This is a genomic window from Curtobacterium luteum (assembly GCF_001475545.1).
GTDB classification, from domain to species: domain Bacteria; phylum Actinomycetota; class Actinomycetes; order Actinomycetales; family Microbacteriaceae; genus Curtobacterium; species Curtobacterium luteum_A.
This window is the reverse complement of record NZ_LDQC01000043.1, coordinates 1-25514: the sequence shown is the minus strand read 5'-3', so window position 1 is coordinate 25514 and position 25514 is coordinate 1. Positions and strand designations below refer to the sequence as shown.

Below are 25514 nucleotides of genomic sequence, written 5' to 3'. Positions count from 1 at the left end.
TCGCGGAGCTGTCCTGGCCCGTATTCTCGGGCTTCGAAGAGAGCCGCAGTGGCTCACGTCGGTTCGGATCGGTTGGGCGTGGTGGAGCGCGGTTGGAGGGGTTCTAGGAGGGGTCGATTGGCGGGTCGGGACGTCTCGGTCGAATTCCCCATCGCTTCTCCAGACGCTCCCCGAGCGTCATACTGGACACAGGTCCCGCGAGTGCGGCGTCCAGGTCAGCTACGTCGATGTCGTGTTCCCGTGGTTCCCAGGCGACCATCGGGTTGCGCGCCGAAGAGCTCCAGAGCAGGAACGGGTCTTGAGCCAACGTCTGCCCCGGGCCGTTTGCGTAAGCGCCAACCGTGACCGAAGCCTCCATGTCAAAGCCGAAGTCTTCCTCGATGAGCACATGACACATTAAGAGGGCGCTTCTACCAAACTCGCGAAGGTCGAGAACGAATCGCGTGCGGTCGCCTGCTATCAGCCCGCGGTTACGCATTAGGTGGAGACGAGTCCCGTCGAACTCGGGAAGCTCTAGGAGTGAAAGTGTCCAGCCGACTGCCCAGGGCCATCGAGGCTGGAGCGTCCACATATCGCCCGCTCGTGGCTTCTCGACCTTCGGCAGCTCCCAGGGGCGGACCGCACTCACGGAGAAGATTTGTCCTTTGCGGAGTGACGACAGTGCAGGAAATCGGGCGGACCTGTGCTCAATTGTATGGCCGTCGAGAGTTGCGGCGACGTACCCCGAGTAGTGGTAGTGCAGCTTCGGGCGGTGCTCCGTTTCCGAGTACTCGCTGCGCAGAAGCCTGCGACCGGAAGGGTGCAGCCCATATCGCCACGTCACGCCGGGGAGCTGGGCAGGGGTGATATGAACGCCGCCGTCCGATGCGAAGCTCAGGGTAGCGATAGTCCGGAAGTCGCCGGTGCCGCCTCGGACCACGCCGAGTCGGACACCCTTCTTCAAGCGCCGCGGCTCAGCCATTGCCCGCTCCATCGGGCCTGCGGCGACGAAAAGAGTCACCTGGTTGACTGACGAACGGGCCTTCACCTGCCAGTCGGCCTTCCCAAACCGCGAGGAGCATCGCGCACGCGTCCTGCACAGCTTTCTCTGCCTCCTGGTAGAAATCGACACTCGACACGTAGACTCCTTGGCGATCCGCAACTCCGATATTTGCGCTCCACCACAAGTCGCCCATCACGCCTTCTACTTCCTCGTCCCCAACGCTCTCGTGGAGAAGCATGGATCCGTCCGACAGCGAGAGGTCGTATTCGATCTGCCTGGATGGGCCGACCGAGCGTCCGCTCCGCAAAACGGGAGTGAAATCGTGTTCGAGTTCGGCAGGCAAGACGGTGCCAACAGACGGCGTTCGATGCTTGTTGTCGTTGTCCAGGTCATTGAGACGGGCGAGGGGATGCCTCAGGGGGTCCTCCGACAGGAATGGCTGGGCGGCGTAGACAGGCTTCCACACCCAGCCTGGAACCTCGCGTAGGTGTCGCTTGCGCTGATCTGCCCAGTCCTTCTCATCCGTCACGATCGGGTACTGCAGTCGACGCTTTGGAGCTAGTCCCTCCACCTTGGCAAGCGTGACGAGCGTGGTGTCTAGGGCGCTTCTAAGGTGGTGAATTGCCTCCCCGAACGTCAATCCCCAACTTGCTAGGTCTGCTTCGTGTTCAACATGAAGGCGCAGCCCCCAACCGTGATAGTCCTCGTCGATGACGGTTTCGAGTCGCAGCGGCTGTAGGTGACGCCAATCTGCTACCTCGGAATCGAGTTCCAATGCGCGCAAACGAGCTCGATCCAGCCGCGCTGCTAGCTGCACCTGCAGGCGTTCAACTTCTGAGTAAGGCGTCGGAGGGAAATGTACGCGCGGAGGGTTGGACGCAACCTCGCGCCAGAACTCGGGACTCGCCATGTTCAGAGACTACCGCGGTGCCCCTTCCGGCTTCGGTCGGTGAACCGACTCATCACGTACAACCCGTGCGCGGCCGTGGACAAACCGCGCGCCGACACCCAGGAGGCGCACTTCCTCTCGCCGGCCGAAGTGGAACGGCTTGCAGCGGCGCTTGACACGCAGCCGCCCTACGGACTGATGGTCCGTCTCGCGGCGTACACCGGTCTCCGGGCCGGAGAACTGGCGGCGCTCCGCGTCCGCGACATCGACCTGCTCCACAAGGAGGTCCGGGTGCACCTGAACATGACGCACACCTCCGCCGGATACTTGGTCGGGATGCCGAAGACAGCGAACAGCAAGCGTGAGGTGCCGATCCTCGTTGACTCGCTGGTAGTTGAGCTACGGGAGTACCTGACACAGCATCCGAACCGCAGCGACCCGGACGCGGGCCTCTGGCCGGGCAAGGTGAAGGGGCACCCGATCTTGACCTACGACCGTCCCTTCGATCCAAAAGGCTTCTACCGGTACACGTTCAAGCCCGCGGCGAGGAGCATCGGCTTACCGACGCTCAAGTTGCACGAGCTGCGGCACACGTTCGCAACGCTCGTCCTGGAATCGGGCGCGTTCGACATGTTCGAGCTGTCCCGGCACATGGGTCACGCCTCCGTCGCAATCACTGACAAGGTGTACGCGCACCTGCGGAAGAAGGACTACTCAACGCAGCGAGCGCGGTTCTCCGCTTACTTGAGAGGCGCTTGACGAGGGGCCGACTCTTGCGCCGCATCCCGACAAGCACCCTTCGGAGCTAGTCAGCACTAAGAGTCGCCTCGATCCTTGAGAAGATGAAGTAGACAGATATCGTCATTCATCTTGATCACGAGAGTGACGGCGAGGCGCAAGGCAATCAAATAATCCTTGTAGTACGCGCCATCCTCATCCGAGAAAGGCTGCGACCCATGCAAATACTGATTCCGCAGGTTCAGTCCGTTACTGAATGTTCGATTCAGGACATAGTTGAAATAGGCCGCTTCGGCGTCCGTCAAAAGCGTCGACCGTCGCACTAGCCAACCCTTGGCAAGCATGTCATCCACGGCTTCCCGACCGGGTTTTGTGAGACGGAAGTAGCTCACCGCCTCCTTGTGGAACAGTGCGTGGAGAACCCGAATCTGCTCCAGGTTTACGAAGCGTATCAACCCATCAAAGTTCTCGATGATGCCTTTGTCAATGAGGTAGTCAATCGCCGAAACCTGATACTCGTGAAAGTCGGCGTATTTGACGGAGTTCTGTAGGATCAGGCGAACGAAGTCATTAGCATTCAGGTTCTCATCGATATAAATAATCCGCGACTGATCGAAAAACAACAAGCGAAGCACCGCCGCGAAGCCGTCATTGTCGCCGGCGTACACGTACTTGCCCTGGACGAGGCTCGAAATGCCTCCATAAGCAACTGGATCGGACCTCATGTTGAGTAACTCATGGTCCACCTCGCCGTTCTCCGCGTATAGCTCGAATTGCGCAGAGACGCTTTCAATCTCGGCAAAAAGATGTCTGACTTTCTCCAGATAAGACGCTCCCTCTCCAGACGCCCTTAGTGAGAAGTTCCTGATGCCGAACTCTTCCGGGAGGTACTCAACGAAAAACCATGCGAGCACCCTTTCGAGATCTAGGCCCTCCTTCTTTAGATAGAGGGTGTACATCTGTGTCTGGAGCAGGGACACCGAATCGAGTGCGTCAAATGCTACGCCATGCTTGTACTCATCTAGGCCAGCAAGTCCCGCCATGCGTTCGAAGACACTAAGATCTGCTGCAAAGGCTGGCAGACCGAGCAGAACCTGATCATCTGCAAAGCCAAAAAGGTGCTGGAAGTTGTTCAATATGCTCGAGTTGTCCCGCGTCGAGTCGAGCCAGGTCCGACTGTACGAATACAACCAATGCGAGTCATCGCCCTGCTTGCGCTCCTCGATCGAGGGATGTTCCTGATCGCCCGATATTGCCACCTCGTAGGTAGCACGAAGACCGTCATTGTCGGTGAAAAGTGCAGCATTCAATTTTTGAGCTCGCCGCTTGGCGCGCAGCTTCAATTTAGGGTCGATGCCAACACGGGCATTTTCTTTCGCATTGGCAATGAGTCGAACATAGTTCAGGTTTGCCTGCTCGCTATCGATGTAATCTTCGAGTACATGCCGCGAGTCGTCTGGGGTGAAAACTACAGGAAGATGAAGATCTCTCCGCGGAGCACTTTCCAGGTACTTTCGCACTATCAACTCTGCATTACGGGAGGATGCTAAGATCTCAAGTCTGATCTCTTCGCCATACGCCTGCACCAACTTAGCGCTTTCAAGCATGTCTCCAATGTGGACACCAGTTTCTTTGAGCACCCCCAACATGCGCGGTCCGTCGAAGCGCTCAAAGGCCTTCACCTGCCCAAGCACTTCCAGCAGATCGCGATGGTACTGATGATCCAAACTCGCGAACACGTCCCGAATATTGTCTTCAGAAATTGCTGAGAAAAAGCGAGCAATCGCTGCGCGGAGCGGCCGCACTTTCTGCAATAGTTGCTGGATTGCCTCCTCATCGAGACCTGAGGGCAGCAATCTGTGCTCAAGGTACTTCTGGACGTTGTGATGCTCGAGAGCGTCCGTGGCGGTCTCGAAGGCTGTGCCAGATTCAAAATTGGATGCCAGTTCGACCACACGTGGCACGAAGATTCCCACCGCGCCGTCGTCTGGACCGTAAAAGTAAACTCGACGCGGCCTGTCGCCCTCTTGGGCCATCGGATCACCCCTTGAGCAGCAGATTGGAGACCTGTGAGCGCAGATTATCGGAAGTTGGCCTGCTTTGTGAGTGAAGCACCGCACTCCGTTAAGCCAACGGCCTGAGCGAAGGGCCACTCGAGATCGCATGACAGCTCGGCGACGTTTCGAAAGTACGCCGCGCCTGCGAGGGGTTGCGGAGGGGCTGGCAGTTCGGCGAACAAGCAAGCCCCGACAGAACCGTGGTCCCATCGGGGCTTTTCGGTCGGGCTGACAGGATTTGAACCTGCGACCCCTTGACCCCCAGTCAAGTGCGCTACCAAGCTGCGCCACAGCCCGCGAGGCCCGACGAGCGGACCCCACTGCCCCGTCCGGAGCAGCCCGACCAGCATAGCGGACGCCGGACCCTCCCCGTGCACGCCTCGTGGAGCCGTCGCTCGTAGGGTGTCCGGATGCCCTCCCGCACCACCCGTCTCGCCATCGCCCTGACGACCGCCGGACTGCTGCTCGGAGCCGCGGGCTGCACGGGAGCAGGACAGACCGCCGCCCGCGCCACGCTCGCCTCGACGGCATCGGACGCGGTGGCGGTCGTCGACCAGGCGAGCGCTTCCGACCGGTCGGTCCGGGCGAGTCGCACGCTGTTCGCGTCCGCTCCGGGCGCGATCGTGGCGTCGGCCGACGATGCGAGCGCGGTCGCGGCGGCAGCGAAGACAGCGGAACGCGCGCACGTGCCCGCACTCGTGACCGACGGCGACGGCGACGAGAGCAGCGCGGCGCTCGCCGTCGCCCGCGAACTCGAACGCCTCGGCGCCCGCTGGTACCAGGCCGAGGGCGACGTGTCGCTGGACACGGACGTCGAACAGCGGGAGGCACCCGAGGCGACGCGCGCGCCGGGGTCGACCCGTGCCTCCCGGCCGGCGACCGTGGTGGTGGCGGACCGCAGCGCGGACGCAGCCGTCGTCGCGACGGCACGCGCTGCGGGTGCGCGGGTCGTGTCGATGCCGGAGGGTGTCACCGACCCGGCGGCGGCACAAGACGTCGTGACGGCGCTGCACGAGCGGAAGGACCACCCGACCGTGCTCGTGGGGAGGACGTTCGGCGACCTGCCTGACCCGGACTGGACGGTCCGCGCCGCGCGCGACGGCTGGCAGTTGCCGCACGGCGGACAGCGGCCCTTCGACGGGCACCGCTACGTCGCCCTCTACGGCGCGCCCGGTGCGCCGGTGCTCGGTGTGCTCGGCGAGCAGGACCCGGAGGCGACGGTCGAGCGCGCAGTGGCGCTGGCCCACCGGTACGACGACGTCTCGGACGAGCCGGTCACGCCGGCGATGGAGGTCATCGCGACCGTCGCGGCCGGTGACGCCGGCGCGGACGGGGACTACTCGACCGAGCTGCCCGTGTCGACGCTCGAGCCCTACGTCGACGCAGCGCACGACGCGGGGATGCCGGTGGTCCTCGACCTGCAGCCGGGCCGGTCGGACTTCCTCAGCCAGGCGAAGCGGTACGAGTCGCTGCTGTCGAAGCCGGGCGTGTGGCTCGCGCTCGACCCGGAGTGGCGACTCACGGCGGACCAGGTGCCGCTCCGCCAGATCGGCAGCGTGCGCGCCGACGAGGTGAACCGCGTGTCCGACTGGCTCGCCGACCTCGTGCGGGAGAAGGGGCTGCCGCCGAAGGCCTTCGTGCTGCACCAGTTCCGCTCGGCGATGATCCAGGACCGCTCGTCGCTCGAGGAGCACCCGGAGCTCGACGTGCTCATCCACGTCGACGGGCAGGGGTCGCAGCCGGAGAAGCAGGCGACGTGGAAGGCCCTGCACGATGGCGCTCCGGCGGGCGTGCACTGGGGCTGGAAGAACTTCATCGACGAGGACCACCCGATGCTGTCGCCGGAGCAGACGATGCGGGACGTCCTCCCGAGCCCGGCGCTCATCACCTACCAGTGAGGATCGCTGTGGACAGGGATCGCTCGTCCACAGCCGGGAGGCGCGGGTCGGGTTCCGTCGGTCGCTCCTGACACGATGGGGTCATGGACTCCCCCGACACGGCCTCGACCGTCGACTCACCCCGTCCCGGTGATGCGCTGGCCGGCGGCGCGCCGCCCGTCGGCATCGCTCCGCCCTCGGCGGACATCGCCGCCGAGGCGCAGCAGGCGCTCGCCGCGCTGACGGGCCGGCCCGACGCCGTGTTCCATCCCGGACAGCTCGAGGCGATCTCGGCGCTCGTCGAGCACCGGCAGCGAGCGCTCGTCGTCCAGCGCACCGGGTGGGGCAAGTCCGCGGTGTACTTCCTCGCGACGCTGCTGCTCCGTCGACGAGGCGGCGGGCCGACCGTGCTCGTGTCGCCGCTCCTCGCGCTGATGCGCGACCAGGTGGCAGCCGCGGCGCGAGCCGGGGTCCGAGCGGTGTCGATCAACTCCGCGAACGCGCACGAGTGGGGCGAGACGCAGGCGGCACTCGCCCGTGACGAGGTCGACGTGCTGCTCGTCTCCCCCGAGCGACTCAACAACCCGCGGTTCCGTGACGAACAGCTGCCGACGCTGATCGCCCGCATGGGCATGCTCGTCGTGGACGAGGCGCACTGCATCTCCGACTGGGGCCACGACTTCCGCCCGGACTACCGCCGGCTCGCCGAGCTCATCCGATCGCTGCCGCACGGCGTGCCGGTGCTCGCGACGACCGCAACCGCGAACGAGCGCGTGGTCGACGACGTCGCCGAGCAGCTGACCGCCGGCCCGGACGACCCGGTGTTCACGATCCGGGGGTCCCTCGCGCGGGCGTCGCTGCGGCTCGGGGTGCTCACGCTGCCGGATGCCCGGCAGCGCCTCGGCTGGTTGCTGGCGCACCTCGGTGACCTCCCCGGCAGCGGGATCATCTACACGCTGACGGTCTCCGCGGCCGAGGACATCGCCCGACTCCTGCGCGAGAACGGGTACGCGGTCCGCGCCTACACGGGGCGCACCGACACCGAAGAGCGCGAACAGCTCGAACAGCAGCTCAAGGGCAACGAGCTGAAGGCCCTGGTCGCGACGAGCGCGCTCGGCATGGGGTTCGACAAGCCCGACCTCGGGTTCGTCGTGCACGTCGGGGCGCCGTCCTCCCCGGTCGCCTACTACCAGCAGATCGGCCGTGCCGGGCGAGCGACGGACAACGCCGACGTCCTGCTCCTGCCCGGCCGCGAGGACACCGAGATCTGGCAGTACTTCGCGAGTGCTTCGATGCCGACCGAGGCCCGGGCTGCAGCAGTGCTCGACGCCCTGACCGTGTCCGGCTCGGCACTCTCGACCGTCGCACTCGAGGGGCTGGTCGACATCAAGCGATCGACGCTCGAGCTGCTGCTCAAGGTCCTCGACGTCGACGGCGCCGTGCAGCGGGTCACAGGCGGCTGGGTCGCGACGGGGCAGTCGTGGGAGTACGACGCACCGCGGTACGAGCGCGTCGCCGCCGCCCGCGCTGCCGAGGCGGCTTCGATGCTCACGTACGAGTCGACCTCGGCGTGCCGGATGCAGCTCCTGCAGCAGGACCTCGACGACCCCTCGGCCGAGCCCTGTGGTCGCTGCGACAACTGCGCGGGCGTCTGGTACCCGACCGACGTGTCGTCCTCCGACGCCTCCGGTGCGGCCGCAGCGCTCGACAAGGTCGGGGTCGAGATCGCGCCGCGTGCCCAGTGGCCGTCGGGCATGAGCGCGCTCGGTGTCCCGGTCCGCGGCAAGATCGGCGCGGACGAGCTCGTCGAGCCCGGGCGTGCGGTCGCCCGCCTGACCGACCTCGGCTGGGGCGGACCACTGCGCGCGCTCTTCGCCGCGTCCACGCCCGACGGACCGGTGTCGAAGGAGCTCGTCGACGGGTGTGTCCGTGCGCTCAAGGACTGGCCGTGGGCCGAGCGGCCGACGGGCGTCGTGGCGATGTCGTCACGATCCCGCCCGGAGCTGGTCGCCTCGCTCGCGCAGGCGTTGTCCTCGATCGGGCGATTGCAGTTCCTCGGGACGCTCGAACGGTCCGGTGGGACCCCGCGGGGCGACGGCGCGACGAACAGCGCGTACCGGCTCTCCGGCGTGTGGGACACCTTCGTGGTGGGTCCGGAGTTGGCGGCAGCCCTGCGGCCGCACGAGGGGCCGGTGCTCCTCGTGGACGACCTCGTCGACAGTCGGTGGACGGTGACCGTTGCGGGGCGGGAACTCCGGCGGGCCGGGGCGGCGGCCGTGCTGCCGTTCGCGCTCGCGACCGTGGGCTGAGGTTCCGGTAGTGACGAGTGCGGTTGCGGCGTCGGCGCGTGGCGCCTGGCGTCGGCGGCGTCTGGCCTCGGCGGCGCCTGGCGCCGGCGGCGCGCGGCGCCGACTCCGGGCCCTGTCGACTCCGCGCGGCGCCGACTCCGGGCCCTGTCGACTCCGCGCGGCGCCGACTCCGGGCCCTGTCGACTCCGTGCGGCGTCGACTCCGCGCGGAGTCGGCTGCTCGTGGCGTCGGGCCCGGCCAGGAGTGGCGTCAGGCTGCGCCGAGTGCTTCGAGCTCGGCCACGGCGTCCGGCGGCAGGTCGAACCCCGCCGAGGTGATGTTCTCGTGCAGGTGCTCGACCGACGACGTCCCCGGGATGAGCAGGATGTTCGGCGAACGCTTCAGCAGCCACGACAACGCCACGGTCGTCCGCGACACGTGGAGTCGTTCCGCCACCCGGTCGAGCGTGGCGTAGTCGATCGGGGAGAAGCCACCGAGCGGGAAGTACGGCACGTAGGCGATGCCCTGCTCCGCCGTCGCCTCCACGAGTGCTTCGTCCTCCCGCCGCGCCACGTTGAACATGTTCTGGACGCACACCACCGGTGCGATGCCCTGCGCCTCCGCGAGCTGTTCGGCGGTGACGGTCGAGAGGCCGAGGTGCCGGATGAGTCCCTGCTGCTGCAGGTCGGCGAGCGCCTCGAACTGCGGCGCCAGGCTGCCGGGCTCCGGCGCATCGAACCCGCCCACCCGGAGGTTCACCACCTCGAGCTGCTCGAGCCCGAGCGTCCGGAGGTTGTCGTGCACCTGCTCGACGAGCTGCTCCGGCTCGCGGGACTGCCGCCACCGGCCCTTGTCGTCGCGGCGCGTGCCGACCTTCGTCACGATGTGCAGCCCATCCGGGTACGGGTGCAGGGCCTCCCGGATGAGCTCGTTGGTGACGTGCGGGCCGTAGAAGTCCGCCGTGTCGATGTGGGTGATGCCCGCCTCGACGACTGCTCGGAGGACCCGCACCGCTCCGTCGTGGTCCTTCGGCGGACCGAACACGTTGGGGCCGGCGAGCTGCATGGCGCCGTACCCGAACCGGGTGAGCTCGAGGTCGTCGGCGAGGCGGTGGGTCCCGCCGGGGAGCGGAAGGGCGTGGTCGTCGGTCATGCACCGAGGATGCGCCATCCGGCCGCGCACGAGCCGAGGCCGCGCGTCCCCCGACCGGGCGGAACCCGGGCGGGGCCGGGTCCGCCCGGACGGACCCGGGCACCCAGGCGGGGCCGGCCATCGACAGCGGAGCAGCCGGCACCACGGGATCGGACAGCGCGCAGCGCTCCTCGGGCGCGGCGTGACCAGCATCGGACGGGAGGCGCTGTGCAGGTCCGCACCGCGCCTCCAGGCCGGCACCTGGTGACGTCGTCAGGCCGCGCCGATCGCGTCCAGTTCGGCCACGGCGTCCGCGGGCAGGACGAACCCGGCGGAGGCGACGTTGTCCCGCAGGTGCGCGACCGACGAGGTGCCGGGGATGAGGAGCATGTTGGGCGAACGCTGGAGCAGCCACGACAGCGCCACGGTGAGGCGGGAGACGCCGAGCCGTGCGGCGACGGCGTCGAGTGCGCCGGACTGGATCGGCGAGAACCCGCCGAGCGGGAAGTACGGCACGTAGGCGATGCCCTGCGCTGCGGTGGCGTCCACGAGGGCGTCGTCCTCGCGGCGGGCGACGTTGTACATGTTCTGCACGCAGACCACCGGGGCGATCGTCTGCGCCTCGGCGAGCTGCTCGGCGTTGACGGTGGACAGCCCGAGGTGCCGGATGAGTCCCTGCTGCTGCAGTTCGGCGAGCGCCTCGAACTGCGGCGCGATGCTGCCCGCTTCGGGAGCGTCGAAGCCGCCCATCCGGAGGTTCACCACGTCGAGCTGCTCGAGCCCGAGGTTCCGGAGGTTGTCGTGCACCTGCTCGACGAGTTCGTGGGGCTCGCGGGCGTGCGGCCAGCCACCGTCGGCGTCGCGGCGAGCGCCGACCTTCGTGACGAGGTGCAGCGCTTCGGGGTAGGGGTGCAAGGCCTCGCGGATGACCTCGTTCGTGACGTGCGGACCGTAGAAGTCGGACGTGTCGATGTGGGTGATCCCGAGCTCGACGACCGTGCGCAGCACCCGGACGGCCTCGTCGCGGTCGGTGGGCGGGCCGAAGACCCCGGGTCCGGCGAGCTGCATGGCGCCGTACCCGACGCGGGTGAGGTCGAGGTCGTCGGCGAGGCGGTAGGTGCCGCCGGGGAGGGTCGTGTTCGTCATGGACACCACGATGCGCGCCGGACGGCCCCGCCGGCAGACCCCCGGCGTCCCTGGGACCACCGGGGCCAGGATCGGCAGCGGACGGGTCCGTAGCATCGGGGTCGTGGACGACAACACCCTCGGTGAGTACCTCCGGGCACGGCGCGCCCTCGTGCGCCCCGAGGACGCCGGCATCCGGGTGACCGGCGTACGGCGGACACCGGGGCTCCGCCGCGAGGAGGTCGCGACCCTCGCCGGCATCAGCGCCGACTACTACCTCCGGCTCGAGCAGGGACGTGACCGCAACCCGTCCGTCCAGGTCCTCGACGCACTCGCGCGGGTGTTCGGCCTCGACCAGGTCGCCCGCGACTACCTGCACGGTCTCGCCGGGGCTTCTCCCGTTCCCCGGCGTCGGACCGCTCGGACCGAACGGGTGCCCACCGGGACGCTCCAGCTGCTCGACGTGATCGGACTGCCCGCGTTCGTCGAGGGCAGGTCCTTCGACGTCCTCGCGGCGAACGCCCTCGCAACCGAGCTCGCCCCCGGTCTGCGGGCGGGCGAGAACCGGCTCCGCACGATGTTCCTCGACGACGCGGAGACCGCGCGGTACCCGGACTGGCAGGACCAGATGGCGGGCATGGTCGCGGCCTTCCGGGCGTCCATCGGCACCGACGTGCGGGACCCGGGGGTCACCGCGCTCGTCGGCGAGCTGTCCCTCGGCAGCGAGGACTTCCGGCGCCTCTGGGCACGACACGACGTCCGGCCGCTCGGTGGTGCTGCGGTGCGGATGTGGCACCCGGAGGTCGGCGCGCTGGAGCTGCGACGGGAGAAGCTCGGCATCGGGGGGACGGACGGGCAGCTGCTCGTCGTCCACCACGCGGAGCCCGGCTCGGCTTCGGCGCAGGGGCTGGCGGTGTTGGCCTCGCTCGCCGCGGCGCGGGTGGCGGGACGGATCGACGAACGGGCCACGCGCGGTCCCGAGGACTGACCGCGCAGGCTACCGCCGCACGGGCTTCGGGAACGTCGACCGCATGTGGTCCGAGGTGAGCACGTCCCCGATCCCGATCATCAGCAGCGAGAACACGATCTGCTCGATGACCATCCAGAACGGGTAGAGCCCGGGGATCGCAGCGACGACGAGCGTGACGATCGGGAAGATCCGGCTGAACAACCGCAGTCGCTGGTAGGCCCAGTAGTACCCGAGCTGCGCCCGCCACGCGAACACGTACAGCGTCAGGGTGATGAGCAGCACGACGGTCGCCCGGAACCACACCGCCCACGGCACGGTCTCCCCCGCGCGCGTCAGGAGCACGGCGACGGCGATCGCGGTGATGCCCACGATCGTCTCCGCGACGAGCAACCAGCGGATCCAGCGGAACGAGCGGACGGTGTCGGGGTGCTCGAGCATGTCCTCGCGGATGACGTACCCGGCCTGCCGACCACCGGCGAGGCGGTCGAGCCGCAGGCGGCACCACAGCCGGTCGGCGGCGGCGCCGAGGCCGTTGCTCTGGAGGGTCACCAGACCATGGTGCCGCATCCGACGGGGCGGTCGCGCACCGTGCCTCCCGTCCGGTGCCCGGAGGTGACTGCCTGGAGGCACGGCGCGCGCCCGCCATGCGGCGCACGCCTGCCTCGGATCGCCCGGACGACGGTGCCGGCGTGTCAGACCGGGAGCAGCGTGGCCGTCGCGATGGTGCGGCCCTCCGCGTCCCGGAGTTCGAGCGTGGTGACCGGGTCGGGGAGCTGGTCCGCGTCCGCCGCCTTGAGGACGAACCCCGCGCCGCGCACGCCCGACGTGACGCTGCCCAGCTCGACGACGAAGCGGTCGTCCTCCGTGAGCACGGCCCTGGTCGCGGTCCGAGGGAGCCGCCCGTCGCCGACGACGGTCACGGTCAGTGTGTCGCCGTCGGAGGCGAGCACCGTCGCGTGGCCGATCCGTCGGCCGTCGATGGTCCGGAGGGTCCCGGCGACCGGCGGCACGCGGCGCCACCACGGAGCAGTGCCGGGCCCGTGGTCTGCTGCCTGCTGCTCCGGCTGACCGTCCTCGGGCTCGCCCCCGCCGGACGACGCGTCGCCGAGGCCGTTCGTCGGACGGAGCCACCCCGGCCCCGGTGAAGCGGTGGCCGTCCGCGCCGTCGTGGTGGTCTCCGAGTCCGAGCCGTCCGGCGTCGCGTCCTCGCCGCGCGGCACTCCGAGGCCGAGCACGACCAGCCCGACGACCGCCACTGCCGCTCCCCCGACCACGAGCCACCACCCGCGCGTCATCGGACGAGGCGGCGAGGGCGACGTGCCCGACGGCGACGGGGTCGGTGTTCCGGAACGGTCACGCTCCCCATGGTGCCGCACCCGGCCTCGTGGCGATGCGTCGGTCGGCCGACGGACGATCCGATCGCTCGACCGAAGGACGATCCGATCGCTCGACCGAAGGACGATCCGATCGCTCGACGACGGCCGGGTCACTCCGTGAGGAAGAGTGCCGCTCCGCCGATGACGCGGTCGTCGATCTCGGGGTCCTCGGAGCCACGCAGGAGGACGAGGGACCGCACATCGGCGGGGAGCCGCGTCGACGCCGGCACGTCGATGACCACGGTCGGTCGGACCTCCACCGTGCCGACGTCGACCGGCTCGCTGTGGTGCGCCCAGTACCCCCGGCGATCTCCGACGACCTGCCCGTCGGAGAGCAGCACGCGCACCGCTCCGACGTCCACCGGACCCTCGACGCTCGGCCATGCGACGTCGAAGTGGTCGATCGTGATCCGGAGGCCACCGTCCCCGTGTCGTGTGATCGACACGTGCCCGGCGGCGGAGCGGTCGATGGGGATGAGGTCCCCGGCCACGGGCGGGACGCGCTCCGCCCACGGCGCGGTCGGGTCGACGCCGGCGCCGGCCGGGGTCCGTGCCGCCACCGGTGTCGCCCCGACGGCGTCCTGCGCGGGCGGACGTGACGACACCACGGCCCACGCCGCCCCGCCGACCACCAGCACGACGACGCCCGCCGTCGCGAGCACCCGCTTCGGGGTGACGCGTCGGCGGGCGTCGTCGGACACGATCGGGCTCGCCTACCGCTTGCGGCGCTCGCGCACCCGCATGTTGACGTTGATCGGCGTGCCCTCGAAGCCCCAGACCTCGCGGAGTCGCCGCGTGATGAAGCGGCGGTACTGCGGGTCGAGGAAGCCGGTCGTGAACAGGACGAACGTCGGCGGCTGGCTCGATGCCTGCGTGCCGAACAGGATGCGGGGCTGCTTGCCGCCGCGGACCGGGTGCGGGTGCTCCTGCACGAGCTCGGCGATGAACGCGTTGACCTTGCCCGTCGGGATGCGGGTGTCCCACGAGTCGAGGGCGGTCTCGAGCGCGGGCACGAGCTTCTCGAGGTGGCGACCGGTGCGCGCCGAGATGTTGACACGGGGCGCCCAGGCGACGTGCGCGAGGTCCTGCTCGATCTCGCGCTCGAGGTAGCGCCGGCGGTCGTCGTCGAGCAGGTCCCACTTGTTGTACGCGAGGACCAGCGCACGGCCGGACTCGAGCACGAGGTCGATGATGCGGAGGTCCTGCACGGAGATCGGCTCGGTGACGTCGAGGACGACCACCGCGACCTCGGCCTTCTCGAGCGCCGCGGTGGTGCGGAGCGAGGCGTAGAAGTCGGCGCCCTGCTGCAGGTGCACACGCTTCCGGATGCCGGCGGTGTCCACGAAGCGCCAGACACGTCCGCCGAGCTCGACCTGCTCGTCCACCGGGTCACGGGTGGTGCCGGAGAGCTCGTTGACGACGACGCGCTCCTCGCCGGCGGCCTTGTTGAGCAGCGAGCTCTTGCCGACGTTCGGACGACCGAGGATGGCGACGCGACGGGGTCCGCCGACCTCCTGCTTGGCGACCGCCGAGGTGTCCGGCAGCGTCTTCACGATGAGGTCGAGCAGGTCCGCCACCCCGCGACCGTGCAGCGCGGAGACCGGGTGCGGCTCGCCGAGGCCGAGGTTCCAGAGCTCGTAGGCGTCGAGGTCGCGGCGGTCGTCGTCGGACTTGTTCGCCACGACGATGACGGGGCGGTCGGTGCCGCGGAGCATCTTCACGACGTGCTCGTCGGTGGCGGTGATCCCGACCGTGACGTCGACGACGAACAGGACGGCGTCGGCGAGGTCGATCGCGACCTCGGCCTGCGCGGCGACGGAGGCGTTGATGCCCTTCGCGTCGGGCTCCCACCCGCCGGTGTCGACGAGGGTGAACCGCTTGTCGTTCCACTCCGCCTTGTAGCTCACGCGGTCACGGGTCACGCCGGGGACGTCCTGCACGACGGCTTCACGGCGACCGAGGATGCGGTTGACGAGCGCCGACTTGCCGACGTTCGGGCGTCCGACGATCGCGAGCACGGGCAGCGCGGGCAGCAGGTAGGTGCCGTCCTCGCCGATCTCGGCCGCATCGAGGAGCGCGACGTCCTCCTCGTCGAGGTCGTAGTCGTCGAGGCCGGCGCGGAGTGCGGTCGTGCGCTGCTCCGCCTCGGTCTCGTCGAGGTCGGCGAGCCGTTCGCCGAGGGCGGCGTCGTACTCGGGGAATTCGTCGTTCGCCGGGTTGTCGTTGTCCAGCTGGGCCATGGTGTGGGTTCCTCGCGTGCGGCCCGGTGGCCGCGGGTGATCAGTTCGTGGCCGTGCTTCGGGCCAGCTCGACGACCGCCTGCACGGTCTGGTCGAAGTCGAGGTCGGTGGAGTCGAGCGTCGTGACGCCGTCCGCGGCGTTCATGAAGTCGACGACCTTCGCGTCCGCGGCGTCCCGACGGGCGAGTGCTGCGGAGGTCTCGGCGGCCGACTGGGTCGTGACCTCGGCCGAGCGCCTGGCCATCCTAACCGACTCGTCCGCCGTCAGCAGGATGCGGACCTCGGCGTCGGGTGCGACGACCGTGGTGATGTCCCGCCCCTCGGTGATGATGCCCTGCGCGTCCGTGCGGCGCATGACCTGCCGGAAGAGCTGCACGAGGCGCTGCCGGACCTCGGGGAGCTTCGCGATGTGCGCGACCGCGGCGGTCACCTCGGGGGTGCGGATCGCATCCGTGACGTCGGTGCCGTTCACCCGGACGAAGTAGTCGTCGGGGTCGGTGCCGATGTCGTAGTCGAAGGTGTCCCAGCTCGCGAGGACGGCCGCGGCGTCGTCGAGGTCCACCTGCTGCTGCAGGGCGTGCCACGCCAACGCACGGTAGGCCGCGCCGGTGTCCTGGTAGCCGAACCCGAGCGCGCGGGCCGCCGCGCGCGAGACGCTCGACTTGCCGCTGCCCGCGGGACCGTCGACCGCGACCACGAACTTGGCGACGAAGGCCCCGTCGGGCAGACCGGACGGGACCGGCGCACTCGTGGAACCGGGTTCGCCGCCACCCTGGCCGTCGAGACCGCCGGCGACGTCGCCGCCGCCCATCGGACCGGGCTGGTCGCCCGGCGTCGGGAGTCCCGAGTCCGGTCCGTCCGGGCCGCCGGTCACGCCGGAGTCCTGCACCGCTCGGTTGGTGTCGTCGTTCAGGCCCATGCTGCTGCGATCCTCCATCCGCGACCCTCGAGTTCCTCGACGAGTCGCTGTTCCTGCTCGGGCACGACCGACACCTCGACGATGCCGATCTGCGCGCCCGGTGAGTGCTCGAGGCGCATGTCCTCGAGGTTGATGCCGATCTCCCCGATGAACGTGAGGAGCGCGGCGATCTGCCCGGGGGTGTCGTCGACGAGGACGACCACCTGGGCGAAGCGCTTGGTGGTGCCGTGCTTGCCCGGGAGCCGCTCGACGCCGCGGTTGCCGGCCGCGATCGCCTCGGCCAGGGCGCGGGGCGAACCCGAGCCGTGCGGGTCGTCGAGCGCAGCGAGCACCCGGTCGAGGTCGTCGCGGAGGTCGGCGAGCACGGGCCGAATCCGTTCAGCGTTCGCGCCGATGATCTGCACCCACAGCCCGGGGTCGCTCGCGGCGATCCGGGTGACGTCGCGGACCCCGCCCCCGGCGAGACCGAGCGAGCCGTCCGGGGCGTCGCGGAGCCGGGCGGCCATCAGTGTCGACACGAGCTGCGGCGTGTGCGAGACGTACGCCACCGCGAGGTCGTGCGACTCCGGGTCCATCGGCACCACGGTCGCGCCGAGGTCGAGCGCGAGGTCCTCGACCACCGCGGCCTGCTGGTACGTGATGTCGGCGTGCCCGGCGATCACCCACGGCTGCCCGACGAAGAGGTCGGCCCGCGCCGCGGTCGGACCACTGCGCTCGCGCCCTGCCATCGGGTGCGATCCGATGTACCGGGAGACGTCGGCGCCCGCTGCCCGGAGTGCCGCGAGCGGCCCGGACTTCACGCTGGCGACGTCGGTGACGACCGCGTCCGGGTGGGCCGCGAGCTCGCGCTCGACGACGGCCGCGACGACGTCCGGTGGGACCGCGACCACGACGAGCTCGGGGGTGTCGCCCTCGGCCGGTCGGCGTCCGGCACCGTAGTCGACGGCGAGGGCGAGCGCTGCGGGCGACACGTCGTCGAGGACGACGTCGACACCCTTCTCGCGCAGCGCCAGGCCGATCGACGTGCCCAGGAGCCCGGCACCGACCACGCGCACGGGTCCGCGGAGCCGCCGGTCGATGTCCGGTTCGGCGAGCGGGTCGGGGGCGTCGGTCACCCCGTCAGCCTAGCGATCACGCCGGTCCGGGTCGTGGCCGGGCACAGGACGACCGCCCCCGCCGCGGTGCGGCGGGGGCGGTCGGGTGACCCGTGGGAGGGGTGGAACCGGTGTCGGGCGGCCGGCGTCAGGGGTACACGGTCGTGACCGTCAGCTCGACCGGCGCGTTGACGTTGTCGATCACCCGCACCCGGGACTCGCCGGCGAGGAGCGGGACGTTCCTGCTCCACCCGCCGAACGCGTCGACGGTGAACCCGTGGATCGCTCCGCTGCGCAGGTCGACGACGGCGCCGTGGGCTCCCGGCGCCCCGGTCCCCCGGAAGTGCACGCCAGGGTTCACGAAGTCGTCGTCCGGCGTGACGGTGCTGCCGTCGGTCGGCTCGATGACCGTCAGGTCAGAGCCGGTGTCGGACCCGACCGTGAAGGTGACGTCCGCGGTGGCGCCGTGCCCGACGATCCTGGCGGTGTGCTCGCCGGCGGCGAAGACGACGTCACGGATCGTCCAGGTGCCGTCGGCCCGGACGACCGTGCTCGACACGGGGCCGTTGCCGGAACCACGGGTGACGATCTCGTCCCCAGGGGTGCCGGTCCCCGTGAAGGTCACGAACCCGCGGTCCGCGACGACCGTCGAGCCCTGCTCGGGGCTCGTCACCCGCAGCGGGTCCAGTCGTCCCTCGAGGTCCACGGTCGCCTGCTGGGCGGAGGCGCCCGACCGGTGGACGACGAGGGCGTCGTACTCGGCACCCCGGTCACCGTCGAACTGCTGGACGGGGAGGTCCGCACCGGCGATGCGCCAGGTGCCGTCCTCGCCGACGGAGGTGTCGACGGCGTCCCGCGGGTCGGTCCCGTGCGGCTGGAACCGAACCGTCGCCCCGGGCGTGCCCGTGCCCGTGATCGCGGGCTTGCTGCGTTCCGTGAAGGTCACGTCCGCCGGACTCGTCAGCGCGAACGGACGACGACCGGCGTCCTCGAAGCGTCCGGACCACGTACCGTCCGTCCCGACCAGCGTGGAGAGCGTGCGGTCACCGAGCTCGAGGGTCACCTCGGCACCCGGCTCGCCCGTCCCCCGGATGACCGTCGACGGTGTGACGTCCGCGCCGTCCGACGGGGACGTGATCCGGACCGGGGCCCCGTAGTCGACCTCGGCGTCCTGACGGGCGATCTCGGTGCCGCCCTGGCGCAGGACGACGGTGCGAGCCACCTCGCCGGCGGCGTCCGCGGGGTCGATGTCGACCTCGAAGTGGCCGTTCGCGGGCACCCGGCCCGTGCCGACCTCGCTGCCGTCCTGGTCGAGCACCGCGATGTCGGCGCCGGCGGGCGCCTCGCCCTCGACGTAGGCCGACTCGGCCACGTCCGCGGGGAAGACGACGTCGGGGTCGAGCTCGACCGAGTCGAGTTCGACGGGCACCACGGTCCGTGCCCCGCCGATGCCGGTCATCTCGACCACGACCGTCGACGCGGTCCGCGCCCTGGCCGGGGTGACCCGGAGCTCCCACGTGCCGTCGGCGGCCACGGTGACCGGGTCGGCCGAACCGCCCTCGAGGACCCGGACGCGGGCGCCAGCGTCACCGTGACCGCGGACCAGTGCCGTACCGTCGGTCGCGACCGCCGCCTCGCTCGCGGTGGCGGAGACACCCTGGCCGTAGCTCACGGTGCCCCGGCTGCGCTGGACGAGACCGGTCCCGTTGCTCACCGAGACGAGGATGTCCTGCTCGAACGTGCCGCGCTGCGGCCCGTTGATGACCGCGCTCCAGTTCCCGTCGGCGTCGGTGCCGACCTGACCGACGCTGAGGAGCGTGCCGAGTCCGTCGTGGATCTCGACGAAGCTGTCGGGGGTCGCGTGTCCCGACACCCGCGCACGGTCGTTCGGGTCGGTGGTCGCCGGGGGCGTCACCTCGAACTCGGTGGCGGGCACAGCGTCGCGGTACCGGAGCTGGACGCCGAGGTCCGCCCCGGTGCCCGCGGTGAACGCGAACGCGGCCTTGGGCTGGTTGCGCAACGTGATGCGCTCGTTCTGCACGCTCCACCCGTACGGCGAGACGATGCGACCGTCATCGACGGAGAAGTTGGAGGTCGAGCTGCGGCAGGAGAAGGCACTCACGCTGACCCCGGCCCGGACCCCGTCGGTCGTGACGGTCAGGCACTCCCCGGTCCGCTCGGTGATGAACTTCACGAAGCCGTTGCCGTCGGCTGCTGCCCGGAACGTCGTGAGCCCCGCTGCCTCGGCCTCCGCACGGGTGTCGTACTCGCGCAGGTCGACACCCGTCCCGGAGTTCCCCGTCCACGCGATCGTCGCGCCGGCCGCGTTCTGCGCGGACAGCGTGAGGCCGCCCTGCGGGATCGCCTCGCGCGGGACGTCCGAGTCGACGGCCACCGCGGCGCCGGTGGCCACGAACCCGGACCCGACGACCGCCAGGACCGTCGCAGCGGTGCCGGCCGTCGCGAGGAGTCGCCTTCGTTGCGTCATCTTGCTTCACTTTCGTTGGTTGACGGAGCGAACCAACGATATGTTGCATTCTTGTATATATGCGATGCGCTATGCGAATGCGGTCGGGACGGTCACTCCCCCGACGATCGTTCCGCCGAGCGCGCGATGGCGAGCAGCTTCCCGAGCTCGACCGTGGACAGCTCCCGCGTCCTGCCGATGGGCAGGCTCCCGAGCTGCAGCGGCCCGAACGACCGTCGGACGAGTTCGAGCACCGGGTGCCCGACCTCGTCGAGCATGCGACGGACGATCCGGTTCCGGCCCGAGTGCAGCGTGATCTCGACGAGCGACTCGCCTCGGGACGACTCGAGCAGCCGCACCTTGTCGGCGGCGATCGGCCCGTCCTCGAGCTCGACCCCGTCGAGCAGTCGCTGCACGGTCGCCGGGTTGACGTTCCCCTGCACCTTCGCGATGTACGTCTTCGTGACGCCGAACGACGGGTGCGCGAGCACGTGTGCCAGGTCGCCATCGTTCGTCAGGACGATCAGCCCCGAGGTCTCGGCGTCGAGCCTGCCGACGTTGAAGAGCCGTTCCTCGTAGCGGTCGACGAACTCGGACAGGTCGCGACGCCCCCGCTCGTCCTGGAGGCTCGACACGATCCCGACCGGCTTGTTCAGCACGACGTAGCGCTTCGAGGTGTCCGTCTGCACCGGCACGCCGTCGACGGCCACCTCGTCGACGTCCGGGTCGACGCGGCGCCCGAGGGCCTCGACGACCTCGCCGTTCACCGTCACCCGACCCTCCACGATGAGGTTCTCCGCGACGCGGCGAGACGCGACGCCGGCAGCGGCGATCACCTTCTGCAGACGCTCGCCGTCGGCCGGGAGGCTCGGCTCGGCCCCGGCGGTCGCCGTCCCGTCCGTGGCGTCCCAGTCCGGGATGATCGGGCGCTCGGGCGTGCCCTCGAGCGGCTGCCCGTGGTCGTCGCGGGCCCCCTCGGGCTGCGGCGTCGTGCTCCGGTCGACGCCTCGCGGACCGTCGGAGCGCCGTGCGCCGGCACGCTGGTCGGCACCACGCGGCCGGTCGGCGTTGCGCGCCGTCGTCGTGCCACCGACGTAGCGGCGGCCGTTGTGCCAGACCGTGCTCGGTCGGCCGTCCGGCGACCGACGGTCCTCGCGAGCGGGGTCGCGCCGGCGGTCGTCGTCACGACGGGGAGCACCCTTGCGGTCGTCCCGGCCGCGGTACCCGCCACGGTCACCGTCACGACGGTCGTCGTGTCCGCGGTACCCACCGCCCTGTCGGTCGTCCCGGCCGTGGTACCCACCGCCCTGTCGGTCGTCGTCACGACGGGGAGCGCCCTGACGGTCGTCGCGCCCGCGGTACCCACCACCCTGTCGGTCGTCGCGCCCGCGGTACCCACCACGGTCGTCGTCACGGCGGACGAAGCCCCCGCGGTCGCCCTGCCGCCGGTCGTCGGCGCGGCTCACGAAGCGTCCGCGGACACCGCCGGACCGCTCGTCGCGGCCGCGGTGGCCGCCACCTGACGACGGACGCTCGTCACGGCCTCGCTGCCCACCGGACGGACCGCGGTCGTCCCGGCGCTCGTACCCGCCTCGCTCTCCGCGGTCCTCGCGCCCCCGGTAGCCGCCGGACGCGCCACGCTCGTCACGCCCGCGGTACCCACCAGACGACGGACGCTCGTCACGCCCGCGGTACCCACCAGACGACCCACGGTCGTCCCGGCGCTCGTACCCACCACGGCCGCCGCGGTCACTGCGTTCGCCGCCGTCATCACGCCCGCGGTACCCACCGCGGTCGCCGCGCTCGTCGCGGCCCCCGCCGCCGAACCGGCCACCTGCCCGTCCGGAGCCGGCGTCGCGGTCGCGTGACGGGCCTCCCGGCCGACCGGACCCGCCCCGCGGGCCTCGTCGTTCTTCCTCATGCGCGGCCATCGGGGATCCCTTCGTTCTGCCCGAAGCCGTCCGCACCGTCGTCCAGGAGGGGCGAGATGAGCGGCAGCTCGTCGAGCGAGTTGATGCCGAGCTGCTGCAGGAGCAGGTCGGACGTGACGTAGTTGACGGCGCCGGTCTCGGCGTCCGTGAACGACTCCTCGACGAGGCCGCGCGCGACGAGCGTCCGGACGACCCCGTCGACGTTCACCGCCCGGATCGAGGCGATCTGCGAGCGGGTGATCGGCTGCTTGTAGGCGACCACCGCGAGGGTCTCGAGCGCCGCCTGCGACAGCCGCGAGGGGCGCTCCTGCTCGACGAACTGCTCGACGACGTCGTCGAGCTCCTGGCGGACGTAGAAGCGCCAGCCACCGCCGACCTCGCGGAGCTCGAAGCCCCGGCGGACCGTCCCGTGGACACCGTCGAAGTCGGCGACGAGCCGCTCGACCGCCTGGCGGACCGCGGGCACGGGTGCGCCGACGGCGGCACCGAGCGCGACGAGGGACTGGGGTTCATCGGCGATCATGAGGATCGCCTCGAGCTGCCGGTCGATCGGGAGCTCCGGCCGGGCGGCTCGGTCGTGAGCGTCGTGGATCTCCTGCTCGATCGCGCGGGCGTCGGCCAGCTCGTCCGCACCACCGGGCTCGGCGCTCGACGAGTCGCGGTCGTGACCGCGGTCGTGACCGTGCGCGTGGCCGTGCGCGTCATCCGTCATAGTCGGCTCCCAGGTTGGCGAGGCTCTCGTCGGACCAGTCCTCGGCGGTCCAGCGGAGCAGCAGTTCCCCGAGCGGTTCGTCCTGCTCGAACGTGATCGACGCGTTGCGGTACAGCTCGAGGATCGCGAGGAAACGAGCCACCACGATACCCGTCTCGTGGACGCCGGCGACCAGCTCCCGGAACGAGACGTCCTCGTCGGCCCGGGTGCGGAGGATCGACACGACGATCGCGGCCTGCTCCCGGATGCTGACGAGCGGCGCGTGCAGGTGGTCGAGTCCGACCGTCGGGATCTCCCGCGGCGCGAAGGCCAGGGTCGCGAGCGCGGCGAAGTCCTGCAGCGAGAGCGTCCAGACGAGCTCCGGCGTCCGGGCCCGGAACCGCTCCTCGAGTCGGACCCTCCGAACGTGCCGGCGCGATTCCTCGGTCCAGCGCGACCCGAACCAGTCCGCCGCCTGCTTGAACGCCCGGTACTGCAGCAGTCTGGCGAACAGGAGGTCACGGGCCTCCAGGAGGGCCACGTCCTCGGCGTCGACGAGCTCGCCCTGCGGCAGGAGTCCCGCGATCTTCAGGTCGAGCAGGGTGGCCGCGACGACGAGGAACTCGCTGGCCTCGTCGAGTTCGTCGGCGGACTCTGCCTGTCGGACGTACGCGATGAACTCGCCCGTCACCGCACCCAGCGACACCTCGGTGATGTCGAGCTCGTGCTTCGTGATCAGCGACAGGAGCAGGTCGAACGGGCCGTCGAAGTTCGACAGGCGGACGCGGAAGCCCGGCGCGGTCTGGGTGCCCGCCGGCGCGACGGCCGAGTGGTCGGGGTCCTCCGGCTCAGGCGACGGCGCCACGTTCGACGAGCTCCCGTGCGAGCTGCCGGTACGCGTGTGCGGCGGCGTGGTCGGGCGCGGTCTGCGTGATCGGCCGCGCCGAGACCGTGGCGTCCGGGAACTTCACGGTGCGTCCGATGACCGTGTCGAGCACCCGGTCGTCGAACGTCTCGACGACGCGCTCCATGACCTCGCGCGAGTGCAGGGTCCGCGAGTCGTACATCGTGGCGAGGATGCCGTCGAGCCGCAGTGCCGGGTTGAGCCGGTCCCGCACCTTGTCGATCGTCTCGATGAGCAGCGCAACGCCGCGCAGCGCGAAGAACTCGCACTCGAGCGGGATGAGCACCCCGTGCGCCGCCGTCAGCGCGTTCACGGTGAGCAGGCCGAGCGAGGGCTGGCAGTCCACGAGGATGACGTCGTAGTCGTTCGCGACCTTCCGGAGGACGCTCGCGAGGATCTGCTCCCGCGCGACCTCGTTCACGAGGTGGACCTCGGCCGCGGACAGGTCGATGTTCGCCGGGATCACGTCGAGGTAGGGCGTGTTGGTCGGCTGGATGACCTCGCGCGGGTCCTTCACGGCGCCCATGAGGAGGTCGTAGACCGTCGGGATGTCGTGCGTGCGGACCCCGAGCCCGGCCGACAGTGCGCCCTGCGGGTCGAAGTCGACGGCGAGCACTTTCCGCCCGTACTCGGCGAGCGCCGCCCCGAGGTTGATCGACGTCGTGGTCTTGCCGACGCCGCCCTTCTGGTTGCACAGCGCGATGATGCGTGCCGGCCCGTGCTGGTCGAGTTCCTCCGGGATCGCGAACTGCCGGACGGGTCGCCCCGTCGGACCGAAGGTGGTCTCGCCGGCTCCGGGCTTCGTCAACGGGTTCGTGCTCACGCGCCCATGCTACCGGCGACGGGGTCCGGGCCCGGGTGCACCGCCGGTGGTGCGGTGCACCGCCCGTGGTGCGGTTGCGCTGCCTGGGGGGGCGGTCGACGCGACGCGACCCGCCCTGCGGGCGTGCACCGTGCCTCCCGGCCGGCCGTGGACCGCACCACCCGCACGTGGCGACCCGACCTGGAGGCCCAGATCACGCCGGACGGATCGCCACCCTCATGCTGTCCACGCGGTCGGCGATGATCGTGGCCGAGGACCACCGCGCCTGCAACCGACCGACGAGCTCCTGCACCGCGGCCCGGTCGAGACCGGGGTGCAGCGCGAGGCCGACGGTGAGCTCGGCGCCCTGGAAACGGCCGAGCGGATCCCCGGGAGCGAGCTCGACCCGCGCGACGGCAGACTCCCCCGCGACCGAGTCGGCGAAGGCCTGCCCGACCTCGGGGTCCTCGAAGCACGGCGTCCAGGGGAGGTCCTGCCCGAGTGCCCACACGGCGGGGCGGCGCAGCACGAACTCGGTGGGAGCGGTGGGGTCGAGCACGACGAGCTGCGTGTCCTCGCTCGCGGCCGCCATCGCCACACGGCGGGACTCGACCGGGACCGGACGCGCCGCCGGGTCCCAGGAGCGCATGGCCTCGACGGAGGTGAACGCGGGCATCACGGCCCGGCCGTCGGGCCCGGCGACGGTGACGATGGAGAGCTCCTGCGTCTTGTCGACGCGCGTGCCGGTGTCGGTGTGGCCGACGTCGCCTGCCTCGGCGACGAGCGGGATGAGGAGCCGCGCGCTCCGCAGTGCGTCCACGACCCCCGACTGCGAGGCTCCGTCGGCGACGGCACGGATCGCCGCGACGAGCCTCGGGTCGGCGAGGCCGTCGTCGTCCTCGAAGGCCGTGTCGTGATGGTCGAACGTCCGGCCTGCCCAGGGGTTGCCAGCCGAGTCCGCGGCACCACCGGGGGTGTGGGCGTCGTCGTTCTCGGGCTGGCCGGTGCCGTGGCCGTCCTCGGGGTCCGGCCC

22 protein-coding genes and 1 tRNA gene are annotated in these 25514 nt (G+C 70.3%); 4 read left to right on the top strand and 19 right to left on the bottom strand.

The features are described from left to right. Nucleotides 1-103: 103 nt before the first annotated feature. On the bottom strand, nucleotides 104-961 hold the full coding sequence (locus NS184_RS17815) for a hypothetical protein (protein WP_152998130.1): 858 nt from the start codon (nucleotides 959-961) through the stop codon (nucleotides 104-106). Further along, nucleotides 954-1892 (bottom strand): hypothetical protein, encoded by a 939-nt coding sequence (locus tag NS184_RS17810; protein ID WP_193750426.1) that lies wholly within the window; start codon nucleotides 1890-1892, stop codon nucleotides 954-956. Before NS184_RS17810 ends, NS184_RS17815 begins: the two co-directional genes overlap by 8 nt. A gap of 39 nt (nucleotides 1893-1931) precedes the next feature. Here NS184_RS17810 and NS184_RS08225 point away from each other — a divergent pair, with 39 nt between their 5' ends. Next, entirely contained in the window at nucleotides 1932-2630 is a 699-nt protein-coding gene (locus NS184_RS08225) for a tyrosine-type recombinase/integrase (protein WP_193750425.1), read from the top strand. 56 nt (nucleotides 2631-2686) lie between these two features. On the opposite strand, the gene NS184_RS17805 is transcribed toward NS184_RS08225, so the two are convergent. Continuing rightward, nucleotides 2687-4585, bottom strand: coding sequence for a hypothetical protein (locus tag NS184_RS17805; RefSeq protein ID WP_152998128.1), 1899 nt, complete (start codon nucleotides 4583-4585; stop codon nucleotides 2687-2689). 304 nt (nucleotides 4586-4889) lie between these two features. Next, a tRNA-Pro gene (locus tag NS184_RS08210) sits at nucleotides 4890-4963 on the bottom strand. 113 nt (nucleotides 4964-5076) lie between these two features. On the opposite strand from NS184_RS08210, the gene NS184_RS08205 reads away from it, so the two are divergent. Together NS184_RS08205 and NS184_RS08200 are read left to right on the top strand one after the other, a co-directional pair. Beyond that, nucleotides 5077-6564, top strand: a complete 1488-nt coding sequence (locus tag NS184_RS08205) for a hypothetical protein (protein WP_058725629.1) — start codon at nucleotides 5077-5079, stop codon at nucleotides 6562-6564. 83 nt (nucleotides 6565-6647) lie between these two features. After that, entirely contained in the window at nucleotides 6648-8852 is a 2205-nt protein-coding gene (locus NS184_RS08200) for a RecQ family ATP-dependent DNA helicase (RefSeq protein WP_242862999.1), read from the top strand. A 249-nt stretch (nucleotides 8853-9101) separates the two neighbouring features. Here the strand turns inward: NS184_RS08200 and NS184_RS08195 are convergent, their stop codons facing one another. Together NS184_RS08195 and NS184_RS08190 are read right to left on the bottom strand one after the other, a co-directional pair. Next, nucleotides 9102-9983 (bottom strand): oxidoreductase, encoded by an 882-nt coding sequence (locus NS184_RS08195; RefSeq protein WP_058725628.1) that lies wholly within the window; start codon nucleotides 9981-9983, stop codon nucleotides 9102-9104. A gap of 252 nt (nucleotides 9984-10235) precedes the next feature. Then, nucleotides 10236-11108, bottom strand: a complete 873-nt coding sequence (locus NS184_RS08190; RefSeq protein ID WP_058725627.1) for an oxidoreductase — start codon at nucleotides 11106-11108, stop codon at nucleotides 10236-10238. A 103-nt stretch (nucleotides 11109-11211) separates the two neighbouring features. Between NS184_RS08190 and NS184_RS08185 the strand changes: the two genes are divergently transcribed. Next, entirely contained in the window at nucleotides 11212-12075 is an 864-nt protein-coding gene (locus NS184_RS08185; protein WP_242862998.1) for a helix-turn-helix domain-containing protein, read from the top strand. 9 nt (nucleotides 12076-12084) lie between these two features. On the opposite strand, the gene NS184_RS08180 is transcribed toward NS184_RS08185, so the two are convergent. The 13 genes from NS184_RS08180 to NS184_RS08120 form a co-directional block, all read right to left on the bottom strand. Continuing rightward, nucleotides 12085-12606 (bottom strand): hypothetical protein, encoded by a 522-nt coding sequence (locus tag NS184_RS08180; protein ID WP_083513554.1) that lies wholly within the window; start codon nucleotides 12604-12606, stop codon nucleotides 12085-12087. Between the two features lie 143 nt (nucleotides 12607-12749). Beyond that, a complete protein-coding gene (locus tag NS184_RS17800) occupies nucleotides 12750-13352 on the bottom strand; it encodes a hypothetical protein (protein WP_058725625.1) in 603 nt (200 codons plus the stop codon). Between the two features lie 191 nt (nucleotides 13353-13543). After that, nucleotides 13544-14134, bottom strand: a complete 591-nt coding sequence (locus NS184_RS17795) for a hypothetical protein (protein ID WP_058725624.1) — start codon at nucleotides 14132-14134, stop codon at nucleotides 13544-13546. Between the two features lie 12 nt (nucleotides 14135-14146). After that, entirely contained in the window at nucleotides 14147-15673 is a 1527-nt protein-coding gene (der, locus tag NS184_RS08165) for a ribosome biogenesis GTPase Der (RefSeq protein WP_058725623.1), read from the bottom strand. 40 nt (nucleotides 15674-15713) lie between these two features. Continuing rightward, nucleotides 15714-16484: a (d)CMP kinase gene (gene cmk, locus NS184_RS08160; protein ID WP_083513558.1), complete on the bottom strand. Its 771-nt coding sequence runs from the start codon at nucleotides 16482-16484 to the stop codon at nucleotides 15714-15716. Between the two features lie 98 nt (nucleotides 16485-16582). Beyond that, nucleotides 16583-17707, bottom strand: coding sequence for a prephenate dehydrogenase (locus NS184_RS08155; RefSeq protein WP_152998127.1), 1125 nt, complete (start codon nucleotides 17705-17707; stop codon nucleotides 16583-16585). A gap of 127 nt (nucleotides 17708-17834) precedes the next feature. Next, nucleotides 17835-20174 carry an Ig-like domain-containing protein gene (locus NS184_RS08150; RefSeq protein WP_058725622.1) on the bottom strand — a complete coding sequence of 780 codons (2340 nt, stop codon included), beginning with the start codon at nucleotides 20172-20174 and terminating at the stop codon, nucleotides 17835-17837. A 92-nt stretch (nucleotides 20175-20266) separates the two neighbouring features. After that, complete coding sequence (locus NS184_RS18700; protein ID WP_058725660.1) at nucleotides 20267-20998, bottom strand: pseudouridine synthase; 732 nt, start codon at nucleotides 20996-20998, stop codon at nucleotides 20267-20269. 617 nt (nucleotides 20999-21615) lie between these two features. Then, a complete protein-coding gene (locus NS184_RS18695) occupies nucleotides 21616-22074 on the bottom strand; it encodes a hypothetical protein (RefSeq protein ID WP_058725621.1) in 459 nt (152 codons plus the stop codon). Next, nucleotides 22071-22796: an SMC-Scp complex subunit ScpB gene (gene scpB / locus NS184_RS08135; RefSeq protein ID WP_275935021.1), complete on the bottom strand. Its 726-nt coding sequence runs from the start codon at nucleotides 22794-22796 to the stop codon at nucleotides 22071-22073. The genes NS184_RS18695 and scpB overlap by 4 nt, the downstream gene beginning before the upstream one ends. After that, nucleotides 22786-23640, bottom strand: coding sequence for a segregation and condensation protein A (locus tag NS184_RS08130; protein WP_058725620.1), 855 nt, complete (start codon nucleotides 23638-23640; stop codon nucleotides 22786-22788). Before NS184_RS08130 ends, scpB begins: the two co-directional genes overlap by 11 nt. Further along, entirely contained in the window at nucleotides 23624-24502 is an 879-nt protein-coding gene (locus tag NS184_RS08125) for a ParA family protein (protein WP_058725619.1), read from the bottom strand. The genes NS184_RS08130 and NS184_RS08125 overlap by 17 nt, the downstream gene beginning before the upstream one ends. A 193-nt stretch (nucleotides 24503-24695) precedes the next feature. Beyond that, a partial coding sequence (locus NS184_RS08120) for an SseB family protein (protein ID WP_152998125.1) occupies nucleotides 24696-25514 on the bottom strand: 819 nt, incomplete at its 5' end.

Excerpts from the sequence above, each read along its gene's own strand:
- NS184_RS17800 (WP_058725625.1), bottom strand. The coding sequence starts at position 13,352 with ATGACGCGCGGGTGGTGGCTCGTGGTCGGGGGAGCGGCAGTGGCGGTC.
- NS184_RS08195 (WP_058725628.1), bottom strand. The coding sequence starts at position 9,983 with ATGACCGACGACCACGCCCTTCCGCTCCCCGGCGGGACCCACCGCCTC.
- NS184_RS18695 (WP_058725621.1), bottom strand. The coding sequence starts at position 22,074 with ATGAGGAAGAACGACGAGGCCCGCGGGGCGGGTCCGGTCGGCCGGGAG.
- NS184_RS08150 (WP_058725622.1), bottom strand. The coding sequence starts at position 20,174 with ATGACGCAACGAAGGCGACTCCTCGCGACGGCCGGCACCGCTGCGACG.
- NS184_RS17810 (WP_193750426.1), bottom strand. The coding sequence starts at position 1,892 with ATGGCGAGTCCCGAGTTCTGGCGCGAGGTTGCGTCCAACCCTCCGCGC.
- NS184_RS17815 (WP_152998130.1), bottom strand. The coding sequence starts at position 961 with ATGGCTGAGCCGCGGCGCTTGAAGAAGGGTGTCCGACTCGGCGTGGTC.
- NS184_RS08200 (WP_242862999.1), top strand. The coding sequence starts at position 6,648 with ATGGACTCCCCCGACACGGCCTCGACCGTCGACTCACCCCGTCCCGGT.
- scpB (WP_275935021.1), bottom strand. The coding sequence starts at position 22,796 with ATGACGGATGACGCGCACGGCCACGCGCACGGTCACGACCGCGGTCAC.
- NS184_RS08205 (WP_058725629.1), top strand. The coding sequence starts at position 5,077 with ATGCCCTCCCGCACCACCCGTCTCGCCATCGCCCTGACGACCGCCGGA.
- cmk (WP_083513558.1), bottom strand. The coding sequence starts at position 16,484 with ATGGGCGGCGGCGACGTCGCCGGCGGTCTCGACGGCCAGGGTGGCGGC.
- NS184_RS08190 (WP_058725627.1), bottom strand. The coding sequence starts at position 11,108 with ATGACGAACACGACCCTCCCCGGCGGCACCTACCGCCTCGCCGACGAC.
- der (WP_058725623.1), bottom strand. The coding sequence starts at position 15,673 with ATGGCCCAGCTGGACAACGACAACCCGGCGAACGACGAATTCCCCGAG.